Annotated in this window: 17 protein-coding genes; 8 read left to right on the top strand and 9 right to left on the bottom strand. The window is 70.0% G+C overall.

Features of this window, described 5'->3' with window-relative positions; translation table 11 throughout:
- Positions 1 to 88 precede the first annotated feature (88 nt).
- The gene (locus tag ACWIHY_RS19195) at positions 89 to 2,221 is read left to right on the top strand and encodes a hypothetical protein (protein ID WP_454376824.1); all 2,133 of its coding nucleotides are present in this window, start codon (positions 89 to 91) and stop codon (positions 2,219 to 2,221) included.
- 68 nt (positions 2,222 to 2,289) lie between these two features.
- On the opposite strand, the gene ACWIHY_RS19190 is transcribed toward ACWIHY_RS19195, so the two are convergent.
- From ACWIHY_RS19190 to ACWIHY_RS19170, 5 genes are all read right to left on the bottom strand, one after another.
- The gene (locus ACWIHY_RS19190) at positions 2,290 to 3,273 is read right to left on the bottom strand and encodes a TerC family protein (protein WP_454376823.1); all 984 of its coding nucleotides are present in this window, start codon (positions 3,271 to 3,273) and stop codon (positions 2,290 to 2,292) included.
- A gap of 226 nt (positions 3,274 to 3,499) precedes the next feature.
- Positions 3,500 to 5,467 (bottom strand): TerD family protein, encoded by a 1,968-nt coding sequence (locus ACWIHY_RS19185; protein WP_454376822.1) that lies wholly within the window; start codon positions 5,465 to 5,467, stop codon positions 3,500 to 3,502.
- Between the two features lie 142 nt (positions 5,468 to 5,609).
- Positions 5,610 to 6,176, bottom strand: a complete 567-nt coding sequence (locus ACWIHY_RS19180; protein ID WP_069930790.1) for a TerD family protein — start codon at positions 6,174 to 6,176, stop codon at positions 5,610 to 5,612.
- A gap of 187 nt (positions 6,177 to 6,363) precedes the next feature.
- Positions 6,364 to 8,493 carry an excinuclease ABC subunit UvrB gene (gene uvrB, locus ACWIHY_RS19175; protein WP_454376821.1) on the bottom strand — a complete coding sequence of 710 codons (2,130 nt, stop codon included), beginning with the start codon at positions 8,491 to 8,493 and terminating at the stop codon, positions 6,364 to 6,366.
- A gap of 49 nt (positions 8,494 to 8,542) precedes the next feature.
- A complete protein-coding gene (locus ACWIHY_RS19170) occupies positions 8,543 to 9,343 on the bottom strand; it encodes an MHYT domain-containing protein (protein WP_454376820.1) in 801 nt (266 codons plus the stop codon).
- A 251-nt stretch (positions 9,344 to 9,594) separates the two neighbouring features.
- On the opposite strand from ACWIHY_RS19170, the gene ACWIHY_RS19165 reads away from it, so the two are divergent.
- The 4 genes from ACWIHY_RS19165 to ACWIHY_RS19150 all read left to right on the top strand — a co-directional run bounded on the left by ACWIHY_RS19165 (position 9,595) and on the right by ACWIHY_RS19150 (position 12,676).
- Positions 9,595 to 10,476 carry a glycerophosphodiester phosphodiesterase gene (locus ACWIHY_RS19165; protein WP_454376819.1) on the top strand — a complete coding sequence of 294 codons (882 nt, stop codon included), beginning with the start codon at positions 9,595 to 9,597 and terminating at the stop codon, positions 10,474 to 10,476.
- Between the two features lie 41 nt (positions 10,477 to 10,517).
- Complete coding sequence (locus ACWIHY_RS19160) at positions 10,518 to 11,075, top strand: methylated-DNA--[protein]-cysteine S-methyltransferase (protein WP_454376818.1); 558 nt, start codon at positions 10,518 to 10,520, stop codon at positions 11,073 to 11,075.
- A 75-nt stretch (positions 11,076 to 11,150) separates the two neighbouring features.
- Complete coding sequence (locus ACWIHY_RS19155) at positions 11,151 to 11,306, top strand: hypothetical protein (RefSeq protein ID WP_454376817.1); 156 nt, start codon at positions 11,151 to 11,153, stop codon at positions 11,304 to 11,306.
- On the top strand, positions 11,303 to 12,676 hold the full coding sequence (locus ACWIHY_RS19150) for an MFS transporter (protein ID WP_454376816.1): 1,374 nt from the start codon (positions 11,303 to 11,305) through the stop codon (positions 12,674 to 12,676). The genes ACWIHY_RS19155 and ACWIHY_RS19150 overlap by 4 nt, the downstream gene beginning before the upstream one ends.
- Here ACWIHY_RS19150 and ACWIHY_RS19145 read toward each other — a convergent pair.
- Positions 12,666 to 13,028: a cupin domain-containing protein gene (locus ACWIHY_RS19145; protein ID WP_454376815.1), complete on the bottom strand. Its 363-nt coding sequence runs from the start codon at positions 13,026 to 13,028 to the stop codon at positions 12,666 to 12,668. The genes ACWIHY_RS19150 and ACWIHY_RS19145 overlap by 11 nt on opposite strands.
- Positions 13,029 to 13,149: 121 nt before the next feature.
- On the opposite strand from ACWIHY_RS19145, the gene ACWIHY_RS19140 reads away from it, so the two are divergent.
- Complete coding sequence (locus ACWIHY_RS19140; RefSeq protein ID WP_454376814.1) at positions 13,150 to 14,610, top strand: WGR domain-containing protein; 1,461 nt, start codon at positions 13,150 to 13,152, stop codon at positions 14,608 to 14,610.
- Positions 14,611 to 14,703: 93 nt separating this feature from the next.
- Here the strand turns inward: ACWIHY_RS19140 and ACWIHY_RS19135 are convergent, their stop codons facing one another.
- The gene (locus ACWIHY_RS19135) at positions 14,704 to 15,129 is read right to left on the bottom strand and encodes a VOC family protein (protein WP_454376813.1); all 426 of its coding nucleotides are present in this window, start codon (positions 15,127 to 15,129) and stop codon (positions 14,704 to 14,706) included.
- Between the two features lie 89 nt (positions 15,130 to 15,218).
- Between ACWIHY_RS19135 and ACWIHY_RS19130 the strand changes: the two genes are divergently transcribed.
- Both ACWIHY_RS19130 and ACWIHY_RS19125 read left to right on the top strand, forming a co-directional pair.
- The gene (locus ACWIHY_RS19130) at positions 15,219 to 16,136 is read left to right on the top strand and encodes a pseudouridine-5'-phosphate glycosidase (protein WP_454376812.1); all 918 of its coding nucleotides are present in this window, start codon (positions 15,219 to 15,221) and stop codon (positions 16,134 to 16,136) included.
- Positions 16,133 to 17,110: a carbohydrate kinase family protein gene (locus ACWIHY_RS19125; protein WP_454376811.1), complete on the top strand. Its 978-nt coding sequence runs from the start codon at positions 16,133 to 16,135 to the stop codon at positions 17,108 to 17,110. Before ACWIHY_RS19130 ends, ACWIHY_RS19125 begins: the two co-directional genes overlap by 4 nt.
- 437 nt (positions 17,111 to 17,547) lie before the next feature.
- Here ACWIHY_RS19125 and ACWIHY_RS19120 read toward each other — a convergent pair whose 3' ends face one another.
- On the bottom strand, positions 17,548 to 18,240 hold the full coding sequence (locus ACWIHY_RS19120; protein WP_454376810.1) for a uridine kinase: 693 nt from the start codon (positions 18,238 to 18,240) through the stop codon (positions 17,548 to 17,550).
- A 7-nt stretch (positions 18,241 to 18,247) separates the two neighbouring features.
- Positions 18,248 to 18,463 (bottom strand): hypothetical protein, encoded by a 216-nt coding sequence (locus ACWIHY_RS19115; protein ID WP_454376809.1) that lies wholly within the window; start codon positions 18,461 to 18,463, stop codon positions 18,248 to 18,250.
- Between the last annotated feature and the right edge of the window lie 16 nt (positions 18,464 to 18,479).

The following is an 18,479-nucleotide window of genomic DNA, read 5'->3' as shown; positions in this document are numbered from 1 at the left end:
CCGCGGGCCCGGTTCGGCGCGAAGGTCTCGTGCCGAACCGGGCCTCGCCGCCTGGCAACAGCCCCGCAGCCCGGAACTGGAGCTCATCATGACCACCCCACCCTCCGAGCCCTTTCCCACCCCGGCGCCCACCGAGTGGCAGACCAAATGGGTCGAAGCAGTTCTGGCCACTCCTCACGTCAACGCGCCCCGTGCCGCATTGGAACAGATCGCGCCGTTCATCGTCCGCCCCAAGGACGCGATGACCAACCCCGAAGAGGAGCCTGACGGAGTCCGGCGCCTGAGGCCGGGACACTACCGTTGGGTCCCGACCGACGCCGGACGCGTACTCGTCGCCACGGTACGGATGCATGGCGTCGGCGGCGTCGTGTGGGAGCACAACGAGCGGATCAGCTCCGCGTGGCGGTCCTTGGCGAACCCGGCGCAGGCTGAGGCGGAGCGGCCCATCTCCCGCGTCAAGTCGTGGACCCGGCTTACCGAAGCCGGATCCGAGAAGACATTCGCCGCTCTGGAAAGCACGGCTCTCTCCCGGGAACGCCTGGTGGAAACGGTGGACCAGGCAGTCAATGCGCTGACGAACCGCGACACGATGCGCACCTACGACCTGCGAGAGGATCTTGTACTGAACGGCCAGGTGGAGCCGTGCATGTACGTGCCTCAGCACATCGCGCTGGAGAAGGCCCCACCAGAGCTGCCGGACGGCACGCCTCGCTATCCCGCGTCGTACTGGGGTTGGATGGCTGTTCGCGGCAATAACCGGACGAAGTACCGGCAGGAACTGTTCGGCGTATCGTCGGCCGAAGTGCTCACCGGGGTCCCGTTCACGAAACTGGGGCAGGACGACACCACGGACATCTCGGTCAACCCCAGCTTCTGGCTGGCTCGCTTCTCGGAACACCTGAACGACGAATATGCCGCGGCCGAGAAGGGCGGCGATACGGACAGCCGCGCCCACCGAACCATGGCGATCGCGTCCGTGGAGGCCCACTTGGTCGTCGGTTGCGACACCCCGGAGCGCCTCTTCCGCATCGTTCAGGGCAGCAACCGGCGTGACCATGTGCACCCACCACTGGAGTTCGGGCCCAATGACCGCGGACGGGCCCTGGGACGCGGTGTACTGGGCGCATACACGGCGAAGAACCTGCTCGACGACAAAGTCGCGGATGTGCTCGCCGGACTGGCACCAGTCACCGATCTGCCGGAGGTCCCGGCACATGCCACCGTCTCCGAGCTCCGAGACATTCGGTCGATGCGGTTGCTGACGGAGTTGTTCCCCCCGCCGGCCGAAGTCGCCAAGCGCAGGCAGATCCGGGTGGCCCTCGGTGAGCCGGCGCCGTCCCAGCTCAGCCTGAAGGATGTCAACCGGCGGGTCCGTGCCTGGTCCGCGCTGACCTCGGAGTCATATCCGAACCCCTGGAACCCCCGTGTCGCGGAGGTCTTTCCCCGCGCCACCGGACGGGAGGGAATCTCGCTGTCGGCCCGGCCCGTGAAGGATCTACTCGAATCGGCCGAGTCCGACCACGAGGCGTTTGAGGAACTGCTCGCCTACCGCGCGCCTCACTGGCTCGCGGCCTTCAACATCATCGACGCCGACCGTGGCTCCATCGCGGGGCAGAAGGTGGACGATGACGGGGCCCAGGCCGAAAAGGTCCGCCGCAGCGTGACGAACAGTATTCATGCCATGCGGATGAACCCCGTGATGGCGGTCGGCTTGCTGCGAGAGCTCGCCAAGGCGATGGACGAAGAAGACCGGGAGCCACGTCAGATTGACACATCTGGGGCGCCGACCGAGAAGCGGGCGACGCGGGCCTGGTTCAACCGAACGTTCCCCAAGGAGTCCGGCACTCGTCCACGCGGGTACAACACGGGGCAACGCAGCGGCTCCGAAGAGGACGTGGACGAGACTCTGCAGCTCGGCACGGACGCGACGCCGACCCTGACCATCGTGGACCCGGCCGCGCCGACCGAGGCCGTCACTGAAACAGACATGCAGGTGCTGCACCGCCTGAAAAAGGATCTGGAAAACCAAGTGACGGCTATAGCCGATGCCGTATCCGATCTCCCCCTGCACCTCAAGGCAGTGGAGGAGCGGGGCAGCGCCGCCGGCTTGGAGAACGCGCTGGAAAGCACGGAGGCAGACGAGCTCTCGAACAGGGTCTCGCACATTCTGCGCGCCCTGCGGAAGGTACCCGAGGCAGTACTGGACCTCGGGCCCATGTAAGCAGGGCACCGAACACGAAGCCGGCCGGAGCTGAGCAGCTCCGGCCGGCCTCAAACGTGTGATGGTGCTCAGGCGTCGATGCTCTCCTCATGAGCGGCCTGCGCGCGCTGTGCCGTCTTCTTGTTGGCGATCAGGCTGGTGATCGTGGTGATGATCAGCACCCCGCAGATGACCGTCAGCGAGAAGGGGATGGAGATCTCGGGGACGTGCACCCCGGACTCGTGCAGGGCGTGCAGCACCAGCTTGACGCCGATGAAGCCCAGGATGACCGACAGGCCGTAACTCAGGTGGACCAGCTTCTTGAGCAGTCCGCCGATGAGGAAGTACAGCTGCCGCAGACCCATGAGGGCGAAGGCGTTGGCGGTGAAGACGATGTACGGGTCCTGCGTGAGGCCGAAGATCGCCGGGATCGAGTCCAGCGCGAACAGCACGTCGGTCGTGCCGATGGCGAGCATGACGACCATCAGCGGCGTCAGGACGCGCTTGCCGTTGTTCTTGATGAAGAGCTTGGTGCCGTGGTACCTGTCGGCGACGCCGAAGCGGCTCTCGATCGACTTGAGGAGACGGTTCTCCTCGAACGCCTCTTCCTCCTCGTCGGCCCGCGCCTCCTGGATGAGCTTCCAGGCGGTGTAGATCAGGAACGCGCCGAAGATGTAGAAGACCCACGAGAAGTTGGCGATGACCGCGGCGCCGGCTGCGATGAAAATCGCGCGGAGCACCAGGGCGATCAGCACACCGACCAGCAGCACGCGCTGCTGGAGGTGGGACGGCACCGAGAACTTCGCCATGATCAGGACGAAGACGAAGAGGTTGTCCACACTGAGCGACTTCTCGGTGATGAAGCCGGCGAAGAACTCTCCGGATGCCTGTGTGGTGCCGAAGACCAGGAGCCCGAGGCCGAAGAGCACCGCCAGGGCGATCCAGACGACCGTCCAGATTCCGGCTTCCTTGATCGACACATCGTGCGGCTTGCGCCCGATGAGGAAGTCGACTGCGATGAGGGCGATCAGACCAAGAATGGTCAGCGCCCAAAGGGTCATTGAAACGTCCACTGCGCCTCCGGCAGATAGCTACGGCAACTCACTCAGCGTCGTCGCTGCCGGAGGTCTCTTCCACCAGGGCGCGTTCACTCGCGCCGCAGGCCGACGCCCCGGGACCGATGGCGGTCCGTATTGACGGGTACGTCGCAGCCGGGAGTACTCCCCTCCGCTCTACGAAGGGTACAGGAACACCCAAGAGAAGGTAAAGGGATGGGTAAAGTACCGCCAAAAGCACCGTTCAGCGGGGCAGTGACCGCCTCGCTGCCGCCACCTGAGCGAGCACCTGCCGCAGGACCTGACTGCCCGGCGGCGGCAGCGGCGGCTCGTACGTCCATGTATGGCCGACCCACGGGTCGATCAGGTGATCGTCGGGCACCGGCGTCACGCGCAGCATCGCCCGCCACAGTGGATCGAGCACCGGACCGTACGCGCTCGCGTCCTCGCGGTCCGCGACCATCATCAGATGGACGCCGACCGACGGGCCCTCGTCGGCCAGGTAGCGGAGCTGCGTGACGGCGCGGTCGTCGAAACCGTGCGGAAAGTCGTTCACGATCAGCAGTTGCTCCGCCGTGTCCAGGTCCGGCGGGAGCGAGTCCGTCACCCCGCCGCGGACCGCCATCTGCACCAGTTCCACCCGCTGGGTGAGCTTGGCCAGCACGGCCGCCACGCCCTGGGCGCCGGTCGCGGGCGGTGCGTCGAGCACGCCGGTCTCGGTCAGCGGGGCCAGTGCGGGCGCGCCGGTGCCGGCCGGGTCGATGACATGGACGGTGAACTCGCCCGCGGGGTAGACCGCCAGCAGCCGTGCGGCGTGCGCCGCGGCGGTCTCCATCGCCGCCCTGCGCAGCTGGTCGGACTCCATCATCAGCGCGGCCTCGGATCCGGAACGGCCGCTGTCGATCCACAGACCGCGCTCCAGCGGCAGTCGCACCAGCATGGGAATGCGCAGGTCCGGGCGTTCGGGCAGGTGCAGGTCGCCGACGCGCAGGGCCATCGGGATCTCCATGGGGACCCGGTATCCGTGCCAGACCGGGTTGTCCCAGGAAGCGACGGCGGGCGGCAGGGCGGGCTCGACGACACCGGTCTCGGCGGCGAGCTGGGTCAGGTCGCGCTCCAGCACCTCGCGGGCCTGGCCGACGAGCTGGTCGTGCTTGGCCTGGGCCGTCGCGCGGGCGGTGTCGCCCGCGGTGCCGATCCTGCTGCGCGGGTCGGAGAGGGCCTTGTCGAGCTCCCGGTCCATCCGGGACTCGGCGAAGTCGACGGCGCTGCGGTACGCCGCGGTGGTGCGGGCCAGGTCTTCGAACATGCCCCACACCTGGTTGTAGAGCCGCTCCTCCATGGACCAGCCGGTCGCGTCACCGGCGATGGGCTGCGGGTACCGGCCCGGCGGCGCGGGCGGCGCGGTGGGCGGCGGGGGCGGCGGCGCGGTGTTCTGACGGCGCGGATGCGCGTAGTCGATGGGGCCGCCCTGGGCAGCCTGCGGGGCGCCGCCTTCCGGGCCGCCCGACGACGGTGTGGGCACGGGTGGCGCGGTGGCCGGAGGAGGCGGTACGTCGGTCTGCGCGTCGCGGCCGCCGCTGGTCGCGTGGGACGTCGCACGCCGCGCCCGGTCGTCGTCCTCCTGGCCCCGGGGCGGGGGCGGCGAGACGGAGCGGGCCATTCCGCTGCTGACCGCGTCCTGGATGGTGATGGCGAGTTCGTGGGCCTGCGCGAGCCCCTGGTCGCCGAGCATCTCGGCGAGGCCGCCGGCGTACCCCTGGCCGACTGCGCGCACCTTCCAGATGCCCTGCCTGCGGTAGAGCTCCAGGGCCACCACGGCGGACTCGCTGTCCAGCCCGGTCACGGTGTAATTGACGACTTCCGAGCCGTCCAGTCCGGTGACGGACACGAAGGGGGCCGCGACGGCGCCGAACCGGGCCGGGCCGCCCACGCCCATGGGAAGGGCGAGCAGGACGTTCACCCGGTGCACGGTCTCCGGCAGGGCCTCGAGGTCCACGGCGAGCCGGTGGTCGGCCGCGGCCTGCTTGGACACTTCGAGCCCGGGGAGGTTCGGTGAGCCGGGGTGCGCGACCCACTCGGTGCCGCGTACCGTGCCGTGCTCGTCGCCCAGGGTGGCACCTGCCACGACCGGCTTGCCGGCCGACACCCGGATCTCCAAACGGGCCTGGGGCAAGGGGTGGTTCTGTCCCCGGACCAGCTCGGCCGTCATCGCCTGTCTCCCCCGCGTCGTGTAGTCGACGGCCACAGCGGTGGCCGGTGGTGGCATGTGTGGCGTGTCTGTGTGAAGTGCATGTGGTGCAGCTCCCGGCGGCACGATGCCTCCGGGAGCTGCGTACTACGGCGGTCGCCTGCTACAGGTGCGGCAGGATCGACGGCATCAGGTCCTGGAAGGTACGGCCGTTGGCAGGGGTGCCGATGGCCGTCATCTGCCAGCCGGCGCCCGCGCGGTGCACCTTGGCCATGATCTGCGCGGTGTACTGGCCGCCGCCGTCCAGCGTGTAGCGGGCCATCTCCTGGCCGTTGGTCTCGTCGACGATGCGGCAGAACGCGTTCTGCACTTCCTGGAACGTCTGGCCGGTGAAGGAGTTCACCGTGAAGACGATCTGGTCGATGTGCACCGGCACGCGCTGGAGGTCGACGAGGATCGCCTCGTCGTCCCCGCCCTGACCGGCGCCGCCGACGAGGTTGTCACCGGTGTGCTTCACGGAGCCGTCGTCGCTCACGAGGTGGCGGAAGAAGACGACGTCGACCGGCTGCTTGTCCGCGAAGAGGACCGCCGAGGCGTCGAGGTCGACCTCCCGGGTGCGCGAGCCGAACAGACCGCGCCGCGGCGCCGCCTGCCAGCCGAGCCCCATCCGGACGGCGGTCAGCGTGCCGCCGCCCTTCTTCTCCAGGCTGATGGCCTGACCCTTGGTCAGATTGACGCCAGGTCCCCCGGGCGCGCTGCCCTTGGATACATCCACCACGCGCTGTCCCCTCTCATCGCTTACGCCGCGGCCCGCCCGTGTGCGTGCGGCTGCTCAGAACCCTACGCAGTCACGCCCGGGCCGCCACAGCCGCGGCCTACTTTGTGTCGGTCTTGCAACACACCAGGTGCCCGGCCCGTCAGGCCTGCCCCGCCTCCCTCATCTGCCGCAGTTCCTTCTTCAGCTCGCCCACCTCGTCGCGCAGGCGTGCGGCCACTTCGAACTGCAGCTCGGCGGCCGCGCCGCGCATCTGCTCCGTCATCTCTTCGATGAGTGCGGCCAGTTCGGCGGCGGGGCGGTCGGTGAGGACATCGCCCTTCTTGCCCGCCCTGGCGCCCTTGGCCGCCTTGGCACCGAGCACGGGCACCGGCGCCTTGGCACCCTTGCCCTCCTTGGCCTGCCGGAAGCCGGAGCCGAGGAGCTGCTCGGTGTCGACCTGCTCGCGCGCGATCGAGGCCACGATGTCGTTGATCTTCTTGCGCAGCGGCTGGGGATCGACCCCGTGCGCCGTGTTGTACGCGATCTGCTTCTCCCGGCGCCGGTTGGTCTCGTCGATGGCCTTCTCCATCGCCGGGGTGATCTTGTCGGCGTACATGTGGACCTGACCGGAGACGTTGCGCGCCGCGCGGCCGATGGTCTGGATCAGGGAGGTGCCCGAGCGCAGGAAGCCCTGCTTGTCGGCGTCGAGGATGGCCACCAGGGAGACCTCGGGCAGGTCGAGGCCCTCGCGCAGCAGGTTGATGCCGACCAGGACGTCGTACTCACCGGACCGCAGCTCGCGCAGCAGCTCGACGCGGCGCAGTGTGTCGACGTCGCTGTGCAGATAGCGGACCTGGATGCCCAGTTCGAGGAAGTACTCCGTGAGGTCCTCGGACATCTTCTTGGTGAGGGTGGTGACCAGGACACGCTCGTCGCGCTCGGTGCGCTTCCTGATCTCGTGCACCAGGTCGTCGATCTGGCCCTCGGTGGGCTTGACGACGACCTCGGGGTCGATGAGGCCGGTGGGGCGGATGATCTGCTCCACGAAGCCGTCGGAGCGCGAGAGTTCGTACGTACCGGGGGTGGCGGAGAGGTAGACCGCCTGACCCACGCGCTGCTGGAACTCCTCCCACTTCAGGGGGCGGTTGTCCAGCGCGGACGGCAGCCGGAAGCCGTGGTCGACGAGCGTCCGCTTGCGGGACGCGTCGCCCTCGTACATCGCGCCGATCTGCGGCACCGTGACGTGCGACTCGTCGATGACCAGGAGGAAGTCCTCGGGGAAGTAGTCGAGGAGAGTGTGCGGCGCGGTGCCGGGGGCGCGGTCGTCCATGTGCATCGAGTAGTTCTCGATGCCGGAGCAGCTGCCGATCTGGCGCATCATCTCGAGGTCGTAGGTGGTGCGCATGCGCAGACGCTGGGCCTCCAGCATCTTGCCCTGCTTCTCCATCTCCGCGAGCCGGCCCTCCAGCTCCTTCTCGATGCCCCTGACCGCCTTCTCCATGCGCTCGGGACCGGCGACGTAGTGGCTGGCAGGGAAGACGTAGAGCTGCTGGTCCTCGCTGATGATCTCGCCGGTGAGCGGGTGGAGCGTGGACAGCGCCTCGATCTCGTCACCGAACATCTCGATGCGCACGGCAAGTTCTTCGTACACCGGGAAGATTTCGATCGTGTCGCCGCGGACCCGGAAGGTCCCGCGGGCGAACGCCACGTCGTTGCGGGTGTACTGGATGTCGACGAAACGGCGCAGCAGCTGGTCGCGGTCGGTTTCCTCGCCCACCTTCAGCGGCACCATGCGGTCCACGTACTCCTGCGGCGTACCGAGGCCGTAGATGCAGGAGACGGAGGCGACCACGACGACGTCGCGGCGGGTGAGCAGCGAGTTCGTCGCGGAGTGGCGCAGCCGCTCGACCTCCTCGTTGATCGAGGAGTCCTTCTCGATGTACGTGTCCGACTGCGGGACGTACGCCTCGGGCTGGTAGTAGTCGTAGTACGAGACGAAGTACTCGACGGCGTTGTTCGGCAGGAGCTCGCGGAACTCGTTCGCCAGCTGGGCCGCGAGGGTCTTGTTCGGCGCCATGACGAGCGTGGGGCGCTGGAGCTTCTCGATCATCCAGGCGGTGGTCGCCGACTTGCCGGTGCCGGTCGCGCCGAGCAGGACGACATCCTTTTCACCTGCGCGAATACGCTGCTCCAGCTCGGCGATGGCTGCCGGCTGGTCGCCGCTGGGCTGGTAGGAACTGACGACCTCGAAGGGCGCCACCGTACGTTCGATGCTTGAAACGGGCCGCATGCCTCAACCGTACGACCCGGCACTGACACTCACGTGGTGATCGCGCCGGTCACCGGCGACGTGAGGCTTCCGCGGCCGGGCGCGGGACGCCGGGGCCGGCCGGCCGTTGCCGGTCGGCCCGGCTCGTGATCAGCAGTGGATCGAACATCACGACCACACCCGCCAGGACGAGGAAGATCACCGGACCGATCAGCATCGGCGCCAGGACCAGGGTGGACGGCCCGCCTCCGGCGGAACCCGCGGATCCGTGGAGATGGACGCTGAGCGCCGCCATGCCGGTGTAGTGCATGCCGCTCACCGCGACGCCCATGACCAGGCTCGCGCCCACGCTCGGCAGGAATCCGCGAACCGACACGGCCGCCCAGAGCGCCACGGTCGCGGCGACCACCGCGATCACCACGGAGAGGGCGACGGTGAGCGTGTCGTACTGGAGCTGACCGCGCAGCCTCATTCCGGCCATGCCGAGGTAGTGCATGGAGGCGATCCCCAGGCCGGTGATCGTGCCGCCCGTTACCAGGGCCATTGGTGTGACTCCATGGTGTCCGACGATGAAGACGCCGATGCCGACCATGAGGATGGCGACGCCCAGACTGGCGTACGTCAGGGTCGTGTCGTAACCGACCGGTGTCTCCTCCACCGCGAAGCCCATCATCGCGATGAAGTGCATGGTCCAGATTCCCGACCCGATGGCCGTCGCACCGAGCGCGAGCCAGCCGGTCTTCCGGCTGTGCTCGTGCATGAGCGCTCTCGCGGTGCAGCGCAGTCCCAGCGCGCCGCCGAGACAGGCCATGAGGTACGCCACCACCGGGGTGACCAGGCCGTAACTGAATCCGTCGACAGTGCCCTGCATGCGCTTTGTGTGCCCTTCAACTTCCGTCGCCAGGGGGAGGCCCACTGGTGGTGAGGAGGCCTGTTTCGGGCGAGAGTAGGCCGAGCCGGGTGATCAGTACACGTTTTCCCTGCAATTCGGTGACGTGGAAATTGACACGTGACGCGGCCCGGTCGGTTTCGTTCACTTCGTGGCCATCCTTCGCCTGTCCGTCGTTGACCCTTTGCTGTCACTCTCGGACCGTCCGTGATCGCTCCATGCGAGGAGTACTTGTGTACGCACGCACCGCCTCGGCCACGGCCGCCGCGCTCCTGGGCGCCGCCGCGCTGCTCCTGCCCACCTCGGCCACCCAGGCAGCCGGTCCCGTCGGCACCGACGACGCGCCCGCCGTCATCGCCCACCGTGGCGCGTCCGCATACGCTCCCGAGAACACGCTGGCGGCGATCGACCTCGCCGACCGGATGGGCTCCGACTGGGTGGAGAACGACGTCCAGCGCACCAAGGACGGCGAACTGGTCGTCGTCCACGACGACAGCCTCGCCAGGACCACGAACGTGGAGCAGGTCTACCCCGGCCGGTCGCCATGGAAGATCAAGGACTTCACCGCGGCGGAGATCGCCACGCTGGACGCGGGCAGCTGGTTCGCCCCCCGGTTCGCGGGGGCGCGCGTGCCGACCCTGAAGCAGTACGTGAACCGGGTCGAGCGCAACCACCAGAAGCTGCTCCTGGAGATCAAGAAGCCCGAGCTCTACCCGGGCATCGAGAGGGACACCCTGCGCGTGTTGCGTCAGGAGGGCTGGCTGAACCGCCACCACGTCAAGCACAGGCTCGTCATCCAGAGCTTCGGCGCGGACAGCGTGAAGGCCGTGCACAAGCAGCGGCCCGACCTCAAAACAGGCTTCCTCGGGACGCCCCCGGTCGCCGACCTGGCGAAGTACGCGCGGTTCACGGACCAGATCAATCCGACGCACACCTCGCTCACCGCCGACTACGTCGCGGCGGTCCACAAGCTGAAGGGCGTGCACGGCAAGCAGCTCCGGGTCAACACCTGGACGGTGAACACGGCGGCGGCCGCGGCGCGGGTGAACGGCTTCGGCGTGGACGGGATCATCACCAACAACCCCGACATCGTCCGGGACGCCGTCGACGACTGACGCCCGGACCGTTGTCAGTGGCGCGTCGTACGGTGGTGCGCATGGACAGCGTCGGGCAGGTCGTGGAGTGGACGGTCATCGGCAGCGGCGACAGCGGCATCGGGCCGCTGCTCGTCGCCGCCACCGACGCGGGCCTGGTGTGCGTGGTCTTCCATGCCCGTCCCGCGGTCCGGGAGAAGGCGCTCGCCCAGCTGCGGACGCGGCTGGGCGCCGAGGTGAGCGAGGCCGTACCCGGCTCCGCGCGGCTGGCCGAGCCCATACGGCAGTTCGCGGCGTACTTCGCCGGTGATCTGCGCGATTTCACTCTGCCGCTGGACTGGTCTCTCAGCTCCGGATTCAACCGGCAGGTCCTGCGCGAGCTGGCGGCCGGCGTTCCGTACGGCACGGTCGTCGGTTACGGCGATCTGGCGCGGCGGGTCGGACAGCCCGGCGCGGCGCAGGCGGTCGGTGCCGCCATGGGGTCGAATCCGCTGCCCGTGGTGGTGCCGTGCCACCGGGTGGTGGAGAGCGACGGCGGGCTCGGCGGGTTCGGCGGCGGTCTGGAGGCCAAGCGGGCACTGCTGGCGCTCGAAGGGGTGCTGCCGCACCCGCTGTTCTGAGCACCGCCCGGGCCGGACGGCTATGGGCGGGCATTCTAGGTTTCGCACGTCCGTAAGGACTGGCACACTGCGGCGGTGACTACCACCCCTGCTGCGCGCGAGCCGCGACCCTGCTGCATCGGTGACCGTCGGCCCGTCGGTGCGAGCCTGCCGACGTACGACGACGCCCTGGTACCGCTGGATGCGGCGCCTGTCCTGCCCTGCGACCGGGCAGGGGCGTACAGGCTGTGACGGCGACCGGCAAGGCAGCTGCGGCAGCGGGCGTTCCCGGCCCCGACGCGCTGCGCGCCCTCCAGCGGCGCACCTCCGTCGTGCTCGTCGTGAGCCAGATCCTCGGCGGGCTCGGCGTGCCCATCGGCATCGCCCTCGCGCCCGTGCTGGCGGTCGAAGTAAGCGGCACCGAGGCCGTGTCGGGGCTGGCACCGACCGCCTCCGTCGCCGGCACGGCCCTGCTGTCGATCCCTCTGGCCTCCCTGATGACCTCGCGCGGCCGGCGTCCGGGACTCGTCCTCGCGTACCTGATCGGCGCGCTCGGCGCGGCACTCGTGGTCGTCGCCGCCGTCATCGGGAGCTTCCCGCTGCTGCTGCTCGGCATGGCCGGATTCGGTGCCGCCTCCTCGGCCAACCTCCAGGCGCGGTTCGCCGCGGCCGATCTGGCCGAGCCCGACCGGCGCGCCCGGGCCATCTCCACGGTCGTGTGGGCCACGACGATCGGCGCCGTGTTCGGTCCCAACATCGCCGCCCCGGCGGGCCGGGCCTTCACCGGCACCTCCATACCCGAGACGGCGGGCCCGTTCCTGTGGGCTGCCGGGATCTTCCTCGTCACCGGGCTGATCGTCGCCGTACTCCTGCGACCGGACCCGCTGCTGACCGCCCGGGCGCTCGCGCCGGCGGAGTCCCAGTCGGCGCGGAGCCGCTCGCTGCGTGCCGGAATCGCGGCGGTGGCCGCGTCGTCGCGGGCACGGCTCGCCCTGGTGACGGTGGCCGTCAGTCACACGGTCATGGTCTCGATCATGGTCATGACCCCCGTCGACCTCGGCCACCACGGCGCCGATCTCGAGCTGGTCGGGCTTGTCATCAGCGGTCACATCGCCGGCATGTACGCCTTCTCTCCGGTCATGGGCTGGCTGTCCGACCGGGTCGGCCGCCTCGCGGTCATCGGCCTGGCGGCCGGTCTGCTCTGCCTCGCCGCCCTGCTGGCGGGCACGGCGGGCCCCAGCCACGCCCAGACCGCCGCCGGCCTCTTCGTACTCGGCCTCGGCTGGTCCGCAGGCCTCGTGTCGGGCTCGGCCCTGCTCACCGATTCAGTGCCGCAGCCGGCCCGCGCCGCGGTCCAGGGCCTCTCGGACCTGACCATGAACTCGGCGGCGGGCATCGGCGGAGCTGCCGCCGGGCTGATCGTCTCGCAGGCGGGCTACGGCTGGCTCAACGCGATCGGCGCCTGCCTGCTGTTGCCCATGGCCGCTCTCGCCCTGCTGACCGCCCGCGGCCGCCCTGCCGGATCGACAGGCCCCGCAGCTCCCACCGGTCCCACCGGTCCCGCCTCTCCTGCCGATCCTGCGGCTCCCGCCGACGCCACCGAGGAGGCCGCTAAAGGCTGATGTGGTAGGCCTTGCGCAGCGTCTCGTGCACGGTCCAGGTCGTACGGTCCCCCTCGCGCAGCACACACGCGTCACCGGGGCCGATCTCCAGGGTGTCGCCGCCCTCCACGTCGACCGTGGCGCGCCCGCTGACCACCACGAAGAGTTCGTTGGCCTCGGTGTCCGTGACCACGCCGGGCGTGATCTGCCAGATCCCCCGCAGCTGCTTGCCGTCGGGGGACTCCCACAGCACCTTGCCCGACACCACCGGTTCTCCGGACACGATCTGGTCGGGGTCGAGCGGCTCCGGCTCCAGGTCGGCGTCCGGGATGTGCACGGAGAAGGAGGCGGGAACTTGATCCATTGTCGTCATGGCGCGTCACCTTAGCGGGGGCGGCCGGAGGGCTTCGCCGAGGGGCGTTGTCAGTGGTGACCTCTACTTTGGGATCAGTGGAGACCGGCCACCGCGGCCGGTCCTTGGGGAGGGGTGTGCCATGTCCGCTGGCGGGGCGCGGGGAACGCGGGAGACGACGTATCTGGAGCTCTCCCAGGACGACGGCAGTGCGCACAAGTTCTACGAAGTGACCGTCGACGGGCCGACCGTAGCCGTGCGGTACGGGCGGATCGGCGCGGACGGCCAGCGGCAGACCTCGTCCTTCCCGAACGCGGAGAAGGCGAAGGCAGCGGCCGCGAAGAAGATCGGCGAGAAGGTGCGCAAGGGGTACGCGCCGGCTGTCCAGGGACAGCGGGCGGCGCGATCGGTGACCCGGCGCGAGGTGACCTCGGCACCGTCGACGGCCCGCGCGACGGCTCCGGTGCTGTGGCGCTTCCGTACGGGCGCGACGGCCCTCGGCATCCACATCGAGGAGCACCGCTGCTGGGTGGGCAATCAGAACGGTGACGTCTACACCCTGGGGCACGACGGTGAGGTGCTCGCCAGATACCGACTGCCGGAGGGTGTGAAGTGCCTGGTCGCGGACGACTTCTGGATCTACGCGGGCTGTGACGACGGCAGGGTGTACGACCTGTCCTCCAAGCTGCCGTTCGCCGCTTACGAGATCGCCGAGGACGTCGACATCTTCTGGCTGGACATCCACGAGGGCGTACTGAATGTCGCGGACCGCAACGGCGGGCTGACCGTCATCGACCACGAGGACGAGTTCCAGTGGTCGCGCCGCTCGACCGGCGGCAGTGCCTGGATGGTGCGGGCCGACGAGGAGGCGGTCTACCACGGCCACACGCGCGGAGTGACGGCTTACGCGACCGACGGCAGTGGGGAGTTGTGGCACACCGCCACCACGGGGAACGTGCTGTTCGGCTGGCAGGAGGACACCGCCGTGTACGCGGGCACGGGCCGGCGCGTCGTCGAGCGGCTGTCCAAGGCGACGGGCCGGATCGAGGCGACGTACCGGTGTGACGCGTCGGTGTACTCGTGCGCCACCTCCCCCGGCGGCCGTTATGTCTTCGCCGGCGACTCGTCCTCGTCCGTGTACTGCTTCGACGCGGACGGCACCCGGCTGTGGAAGCTCCGCACGGGCAGCGGCTCGGCGCTGTCCATGCAGTACCGCGACGAGAAGCTGTACATCGTCACCACCGACGGCTCGCTGGCCTGTATCGACGCGAGCGAGGCGGCGATCTCGGCGGCCCAGTCCGGTTCGGTGCCGGTCGCCCTCGACATCAAGCAGGCGGCGGCGCTGCCCACTTATGAGCCGACGGCGACCGTCGCCACGGTCAGCTCGGTGCCCTCGCCGGGCTCCGGGGTGGTCGTCGAATGCGTGCAGGCGGCGGGCGGCCGACTGCGGGTGCACGTGGTGTCCGACGGCTACGAGCCCAGCTGGAACGTCCAGTTCCCGCGCGCGATACGTCAGGTGGGCGCCCGCTATGTCGTGGACGCGCTGCACAGCTCGCAGGGTGGCTTCTACCGGGTGCGGGGCGAGATAAAGCGGCTGGTCTAGGTCATTGCACCGCTCGTCGTTCGCCGGGCGTCGTTCGCCGCGCATGGTCCGCCGCGCGTCGTTCGCCAAGCGTCCTTCGCCGCGCGTCGCTCGTCATGCGTCGTAGTGGCGGGCCTCGATGATGTTGCCGTCGGGGTCACGGAAATAGAAGGAGCGGGGGGCGGCGCCCCGCGCCCCGAAGCTGTTGTGGGAGTACGGCGAGACGGCGACGCCGCTCTCCTCCAGCCGGCCGTGCAGGGCCTCGAAGGCCTGCTTGTCCATGGCCAGGCAGATGTGGTTGACGGGGTGACCGGCCGTGCCCTCTGCGCCCGGGATGGCGTTCATGGAACCGGCCATGGTGAGCGGGGCGAGGTCGAGGAGGGATCCGGGGGACACGCGCACGGAGGGGAAGGGCGCTTTGCCCTCCGCGAACTCGGGAGCGCGTACGCCGGTCAGCCCGACGGTCTTCTCGTAGAACTCCACCGAGGCGAGGGGGTCGTTCACCCACAGCACGACGTGATCGAGATGTGTCTCTGTCATCCACACAGGCTGCGGCGTGATCGTCTCCGGACACAAGGGGCGCGCCGTATGACGTTTGAGTGCCCGGCCGACGCGCCAGGAATGGGGGCATGCCTGACACCGCACTGCAGATGTCCGGGGAGGTCCGGGAGGCGCTGGAGCTGCGCCGTCCCGTCGTAGCTCTCGAATCGACAATCATCGCGCACGGTCTGCCGCGCCCACGCAATCTGCGGGTCGCGGAGGAGCTGGAGGAGGTGGTACGTACCGTCGGAGCCGTTCCCGCCACCATCGCCGTCCTGGACGGACGGGCCCATATCGGCCTGGACAAGGCCCAGTTGGAGCGGATCGCGAACGACGACTCGGTGCGCAAACTGGGTCACCGAGATCTCGCGCCGGCGCTCGCGACGGGGGCGAGCGGGGCGACGACCGTGTCGGCGACGGCGTTCCTGGCCGCCCGGGCCGGCCTGCGCGTCTTCGCCACCGGCGGGCTGGGCGGCGTACACCGGGAGTGGACCGAGACGCAGGACGAGTCTGCGGATCTGGGGCTGCTGGCGCGGACGCGGATCGCGGTGGTGTGCGCGGGGGTCAAGTCGATCCTCGACGTTCCGGCGACGCTGCAGCGGCTGGAGACGCTCGGGGTCGGGGTCCTCGGGTACGGCACGGGGCACTTCCCGGGGTTCTACCTGCGCAGTTCGGGGGAGACCGTCGACTGGACCGTGCGGACGCCCGGTGAGGTGGCGGCGGTGATGCGTGCCCAGGACGCGCTGGGCGGGCCGGAAGCGGCGCTGCTCGTCGCCAACCCCGTACCGGAGGCCGAGCAGCTCGACCCGGCGCTGCACGACCGGGTGCTGGCCGAGGCGCTGGAGGCGTGCAGGGAGCGGGGGATCGCGGGCCAGGGGGTTACGCCGTTCCTGCTGGACTACCTGGCGCGGGAGACGGGAGGGGCATCGTTGGAGGCCAACTTGGCGGCGGTGCGGGGCAACGTACGACTGGCGGCGCAGATCGCGTCCGCGTGGACGCGGGCATGAGCGAGGACACGGGAGGAAGAGCGGGAAGGGGCGCGCGTGAGGGGTCGCGTGGGGCTGCGTACGACGGCGGGAACGGCGGCTCGGGCGGCGCGCTGCTGGTGGTGGGCGATGTGGTCACCGATGTCGTGGCCCGCCATCGCACGCCACTGGCGCGGGCGACCGACACGGCGGCGGAGATCAGAACGCTGCCGGGCGGGGCGGGCGCCAATGTGGCGTGCTGGGCGGCGTACACGGGGCTGGCGGATGTACGGCTCCTGGCGCGCGTGGGTACGGACGCGGGTGCCTGGCACGAGGAACAGCTGCGGAGTGCGGGCGTGCGTCCGCAGGTCGTGCTCGACCGGGAGGCGGCGACGGCGACCGTGATCTCCCTGGTCGACGGGGCCGCCGAGCGTACGTTCCTGACCGACAGCGGGGCCGCCCTGCGCCTCTCCCCCGGCGACTGGTCCGCGTCCCTGCTGGACGGCGTCGGCCACCTTCATCTCTCCGGGTATCTCTTCTTCGCCGATACGAGCCGGGAGACGGCCCGCCTGGCACTGCGGGCAGCCCGGGAGTGGGCGGTGACGGTAAGCGTGGATCCGGCGTCGGCGGGGTTCATCGCGGAACTGGGCGTGGACCGTTTCCTGGAGGCCGTGGCGGGGGCGGATGTACTGCTGCCCAACGAGGACGAGGCCCGGCTGCTCACCGGGCTGCCGGATGCGGGGGACGCCGCGGTGAAGCTGAGCCGTCACTTTCCGCTGGTCGCGACCACGTTGGGCGCGGGTGGAGCGCTGCTCGCCGCCGGTGGCGGTGTACGCGAGCGTGTCGCGGCCGCGCCGGTGAAGGCGGTGGACACGACGGGTGCGGGTGACGCGTTCGCGGGCGCGTTCCTCGCGGCACGCCTCACCGGTGCGGACGACGCGCGGGCCTTGGCGGTGGGGTGCGGGGCGGGGGCGCGTGCGGTGACGCGCGTGGGCGGGAGACCGCCCCTGCTGTGACGGGCAGTGGACGCGTCGTAGCAGGGGCGTCGGGGCAACGCCGTACCGCTCTGTACGTACCGCTGTACGTACCGCTGTACGTACCGCTGTACGTACCGCTGCTGTACGTACCGTGAGGTGCGTGGGCGGAACCGCCCGCGCCCCTGCCGTGACGGCCACCGGTGCGTGCCGTTACGTGCGTGGGCGGAAGTCGCTCCTGCCGTGTTGGTAGCCGGGGCGTCGGGTCAACGGGGTGCCGCAGGCGCATGCCGTTACAAGCGTGGGCAGGGGCCGCCCCTGCCCTGACGGGCCGCCCCTCCGTCGTAGCCGGGGCGTCGGGCGCGGTGTCGCGCCGGGGCGTGTCCTCGGATGCCGAAGGGACGGGCACTCGGTCTGGTCCGGCGGAGCAGCGTTCGACACCCTGCGGTGAGCGCCCCGGCACGTCCCCTCCTGGCACCTCACCGGCGAGGCAGTGGCCCGGAAGGGGCCTGGCCCCGCAGTCCTGTCCACGCCGGGTGGCGCGGGTCGTCGGCCCGTACGAGGGCGTCGGCCGATGCCCCCGGCCTGACCTCCCGCTCGTAACGGGCAAAGGCAGGGAGCGTCCACTTCGCCCCTGCTTCCGTTCTGCGCTCCAACGCCGGCGGGGACAGACGCACGTGCACCGTCAGGTCGAACGGGAACGCGTGCCGCAGGAGCATCGGGCCGTGCAGCAGCAACAGGCCGCCGGGCGGGAGCTGGACGTACGGACTGCGCGTCGCCCGGTCGGTGGCCAGGTCCCACAAGTCGGGCAGCACGCGCCCGGTGCCGCCGGGCTCCAGCGGCCCGAAGACCTCGCGCCACAGCGCGCCGGTGTCGAACCAGCCGTCGTAGTACGAGTCGGGGTCCTCCTTGCCGAACTCGTAGCGCAAGGACGCGGGCCGCAGGAATCCCTGCGTACCGACGACCAGGACCGTTCGGCCGCGCAGCCTCAGCGCTTCGGCGAGCCGCTCCGCGACCTCACCGGTGCGGGCGGCAGGCGCGCCGTCGACAGCCACCTTGAGCCACGCCGGCGGCTGAGACGGCGGCTGTCCGCCGGCCTCCGCGGTGAAGCCGGCCAGGTGGTCGGCGAGGGCGTCGGTGAGCCGTTCCCAGGTGATCGCTTCGAACCGCACAGTCACCTCATGAGGTCAGGCCGGGCGACCCCGGTTCCGACCGGCCGGCGAGCGCCACACCGCGCTCCGCGATCACGTCCTGGCAGGCACGCAGCCCGGGCCTCGGCGTGACGCCTGAGGAGCGGATGGCGAAGACGGCCTGGACCGTCCGCCCCTGGACGACCAATTCGTCCACATTGTCGCGTACGGCGGCGGGCAGCGCGGCCCAGAGATCGGAAGTCATGGGACCGACCCTAGCC

Source organism: Streptomyces sp. NPDC055287 (assembly GCF_053646035.1).
Note: the sequence above shows the minus strand (reverse complement) of the source record. Positions and strands in the feature narration are given on the sequence as shown.

Bases quoted from the DNA above. Each gene is read 5' to 3' on its own strand.
- ACWIHY_RS19195 (WP_454376824.1), top strand. From the start codon at position 89: ATGACCACCCCACCCTCCGAGCCCTTTCCCACCCCGGCGCCCACCGAG.
- ACWIHY_RS19185 (WP_454376822.1), bottom strand. From the start codon at position 5,467: ATGACGGCCGAGCTGGTCCGGGGACAGAACCACCCCTTGCCCCAGGCC.
- uvrB (WP_454376821.1), bottom strand. From the start codon at position 8,493: ATGCGGCCCGTTTCAAGCATCGAACGTACGGTGGCGCCCTTCGAGGTC.
- ACWIHY_RS19170 (WP_454376820.1), bottom strand. From the start codon at position 9,343: ATGCAGGGCACTGTCGACGGATTCAGTTACGGCCTGGTCACCCCGGTG.
- ACWIHY_RS19160 (WP_454376818.1), top strand. From the start codon at position 10,518: ATGGACAGCGTCGGGCAGGTCGTGGAGTGGACGGTCATCGGCAGCGGC.
- ACWIHY_RS19145 (WP_454376815.1), bottom strand. From the start codon at position 13,028: ATGACGACAATGGATCAAGTTCCCGCCTCCTTCTCCGTGCACATCCCG.
- ACWIHY_RS19140 (WP_454376814.1), top strand. From the start codon at position 13,150: ATGTCCGCTGGCGGGGCGCGGGGAACGCGGGAGACGACGTATCTGGAG.
- ACWIHY_RS19135 (WP_454376813.1), bottom strand. From the start codon at position 15,129: ATGACAGAGACACATCTCGATCACGTCGTGCTGTGGGTGAACGACCCC.
- ACWIHY_RS19130 (WP_454376812.1), top strand. From the start codon at position 15,219: ATGCCTGACACCGCACTGCAGATGTCCGGGGAGGTCCGGGAGGCGCTG.
- ACWIHY_RS19125 (WP_454376811.1), top strand. From the start codon at position 16,133: ATGAGCGAGGACACGGGAGGAAGAGCGGGAAGGGGCGCGCGTGAGGGG.
- ACWIHY_RS19115 (WP_454376809.1), bottom strand. From the start codon at position 18,463: ATGACTTCCGATCTCTGGGCCGCGCTGCCCGCCGCCGTACGCGACAAT.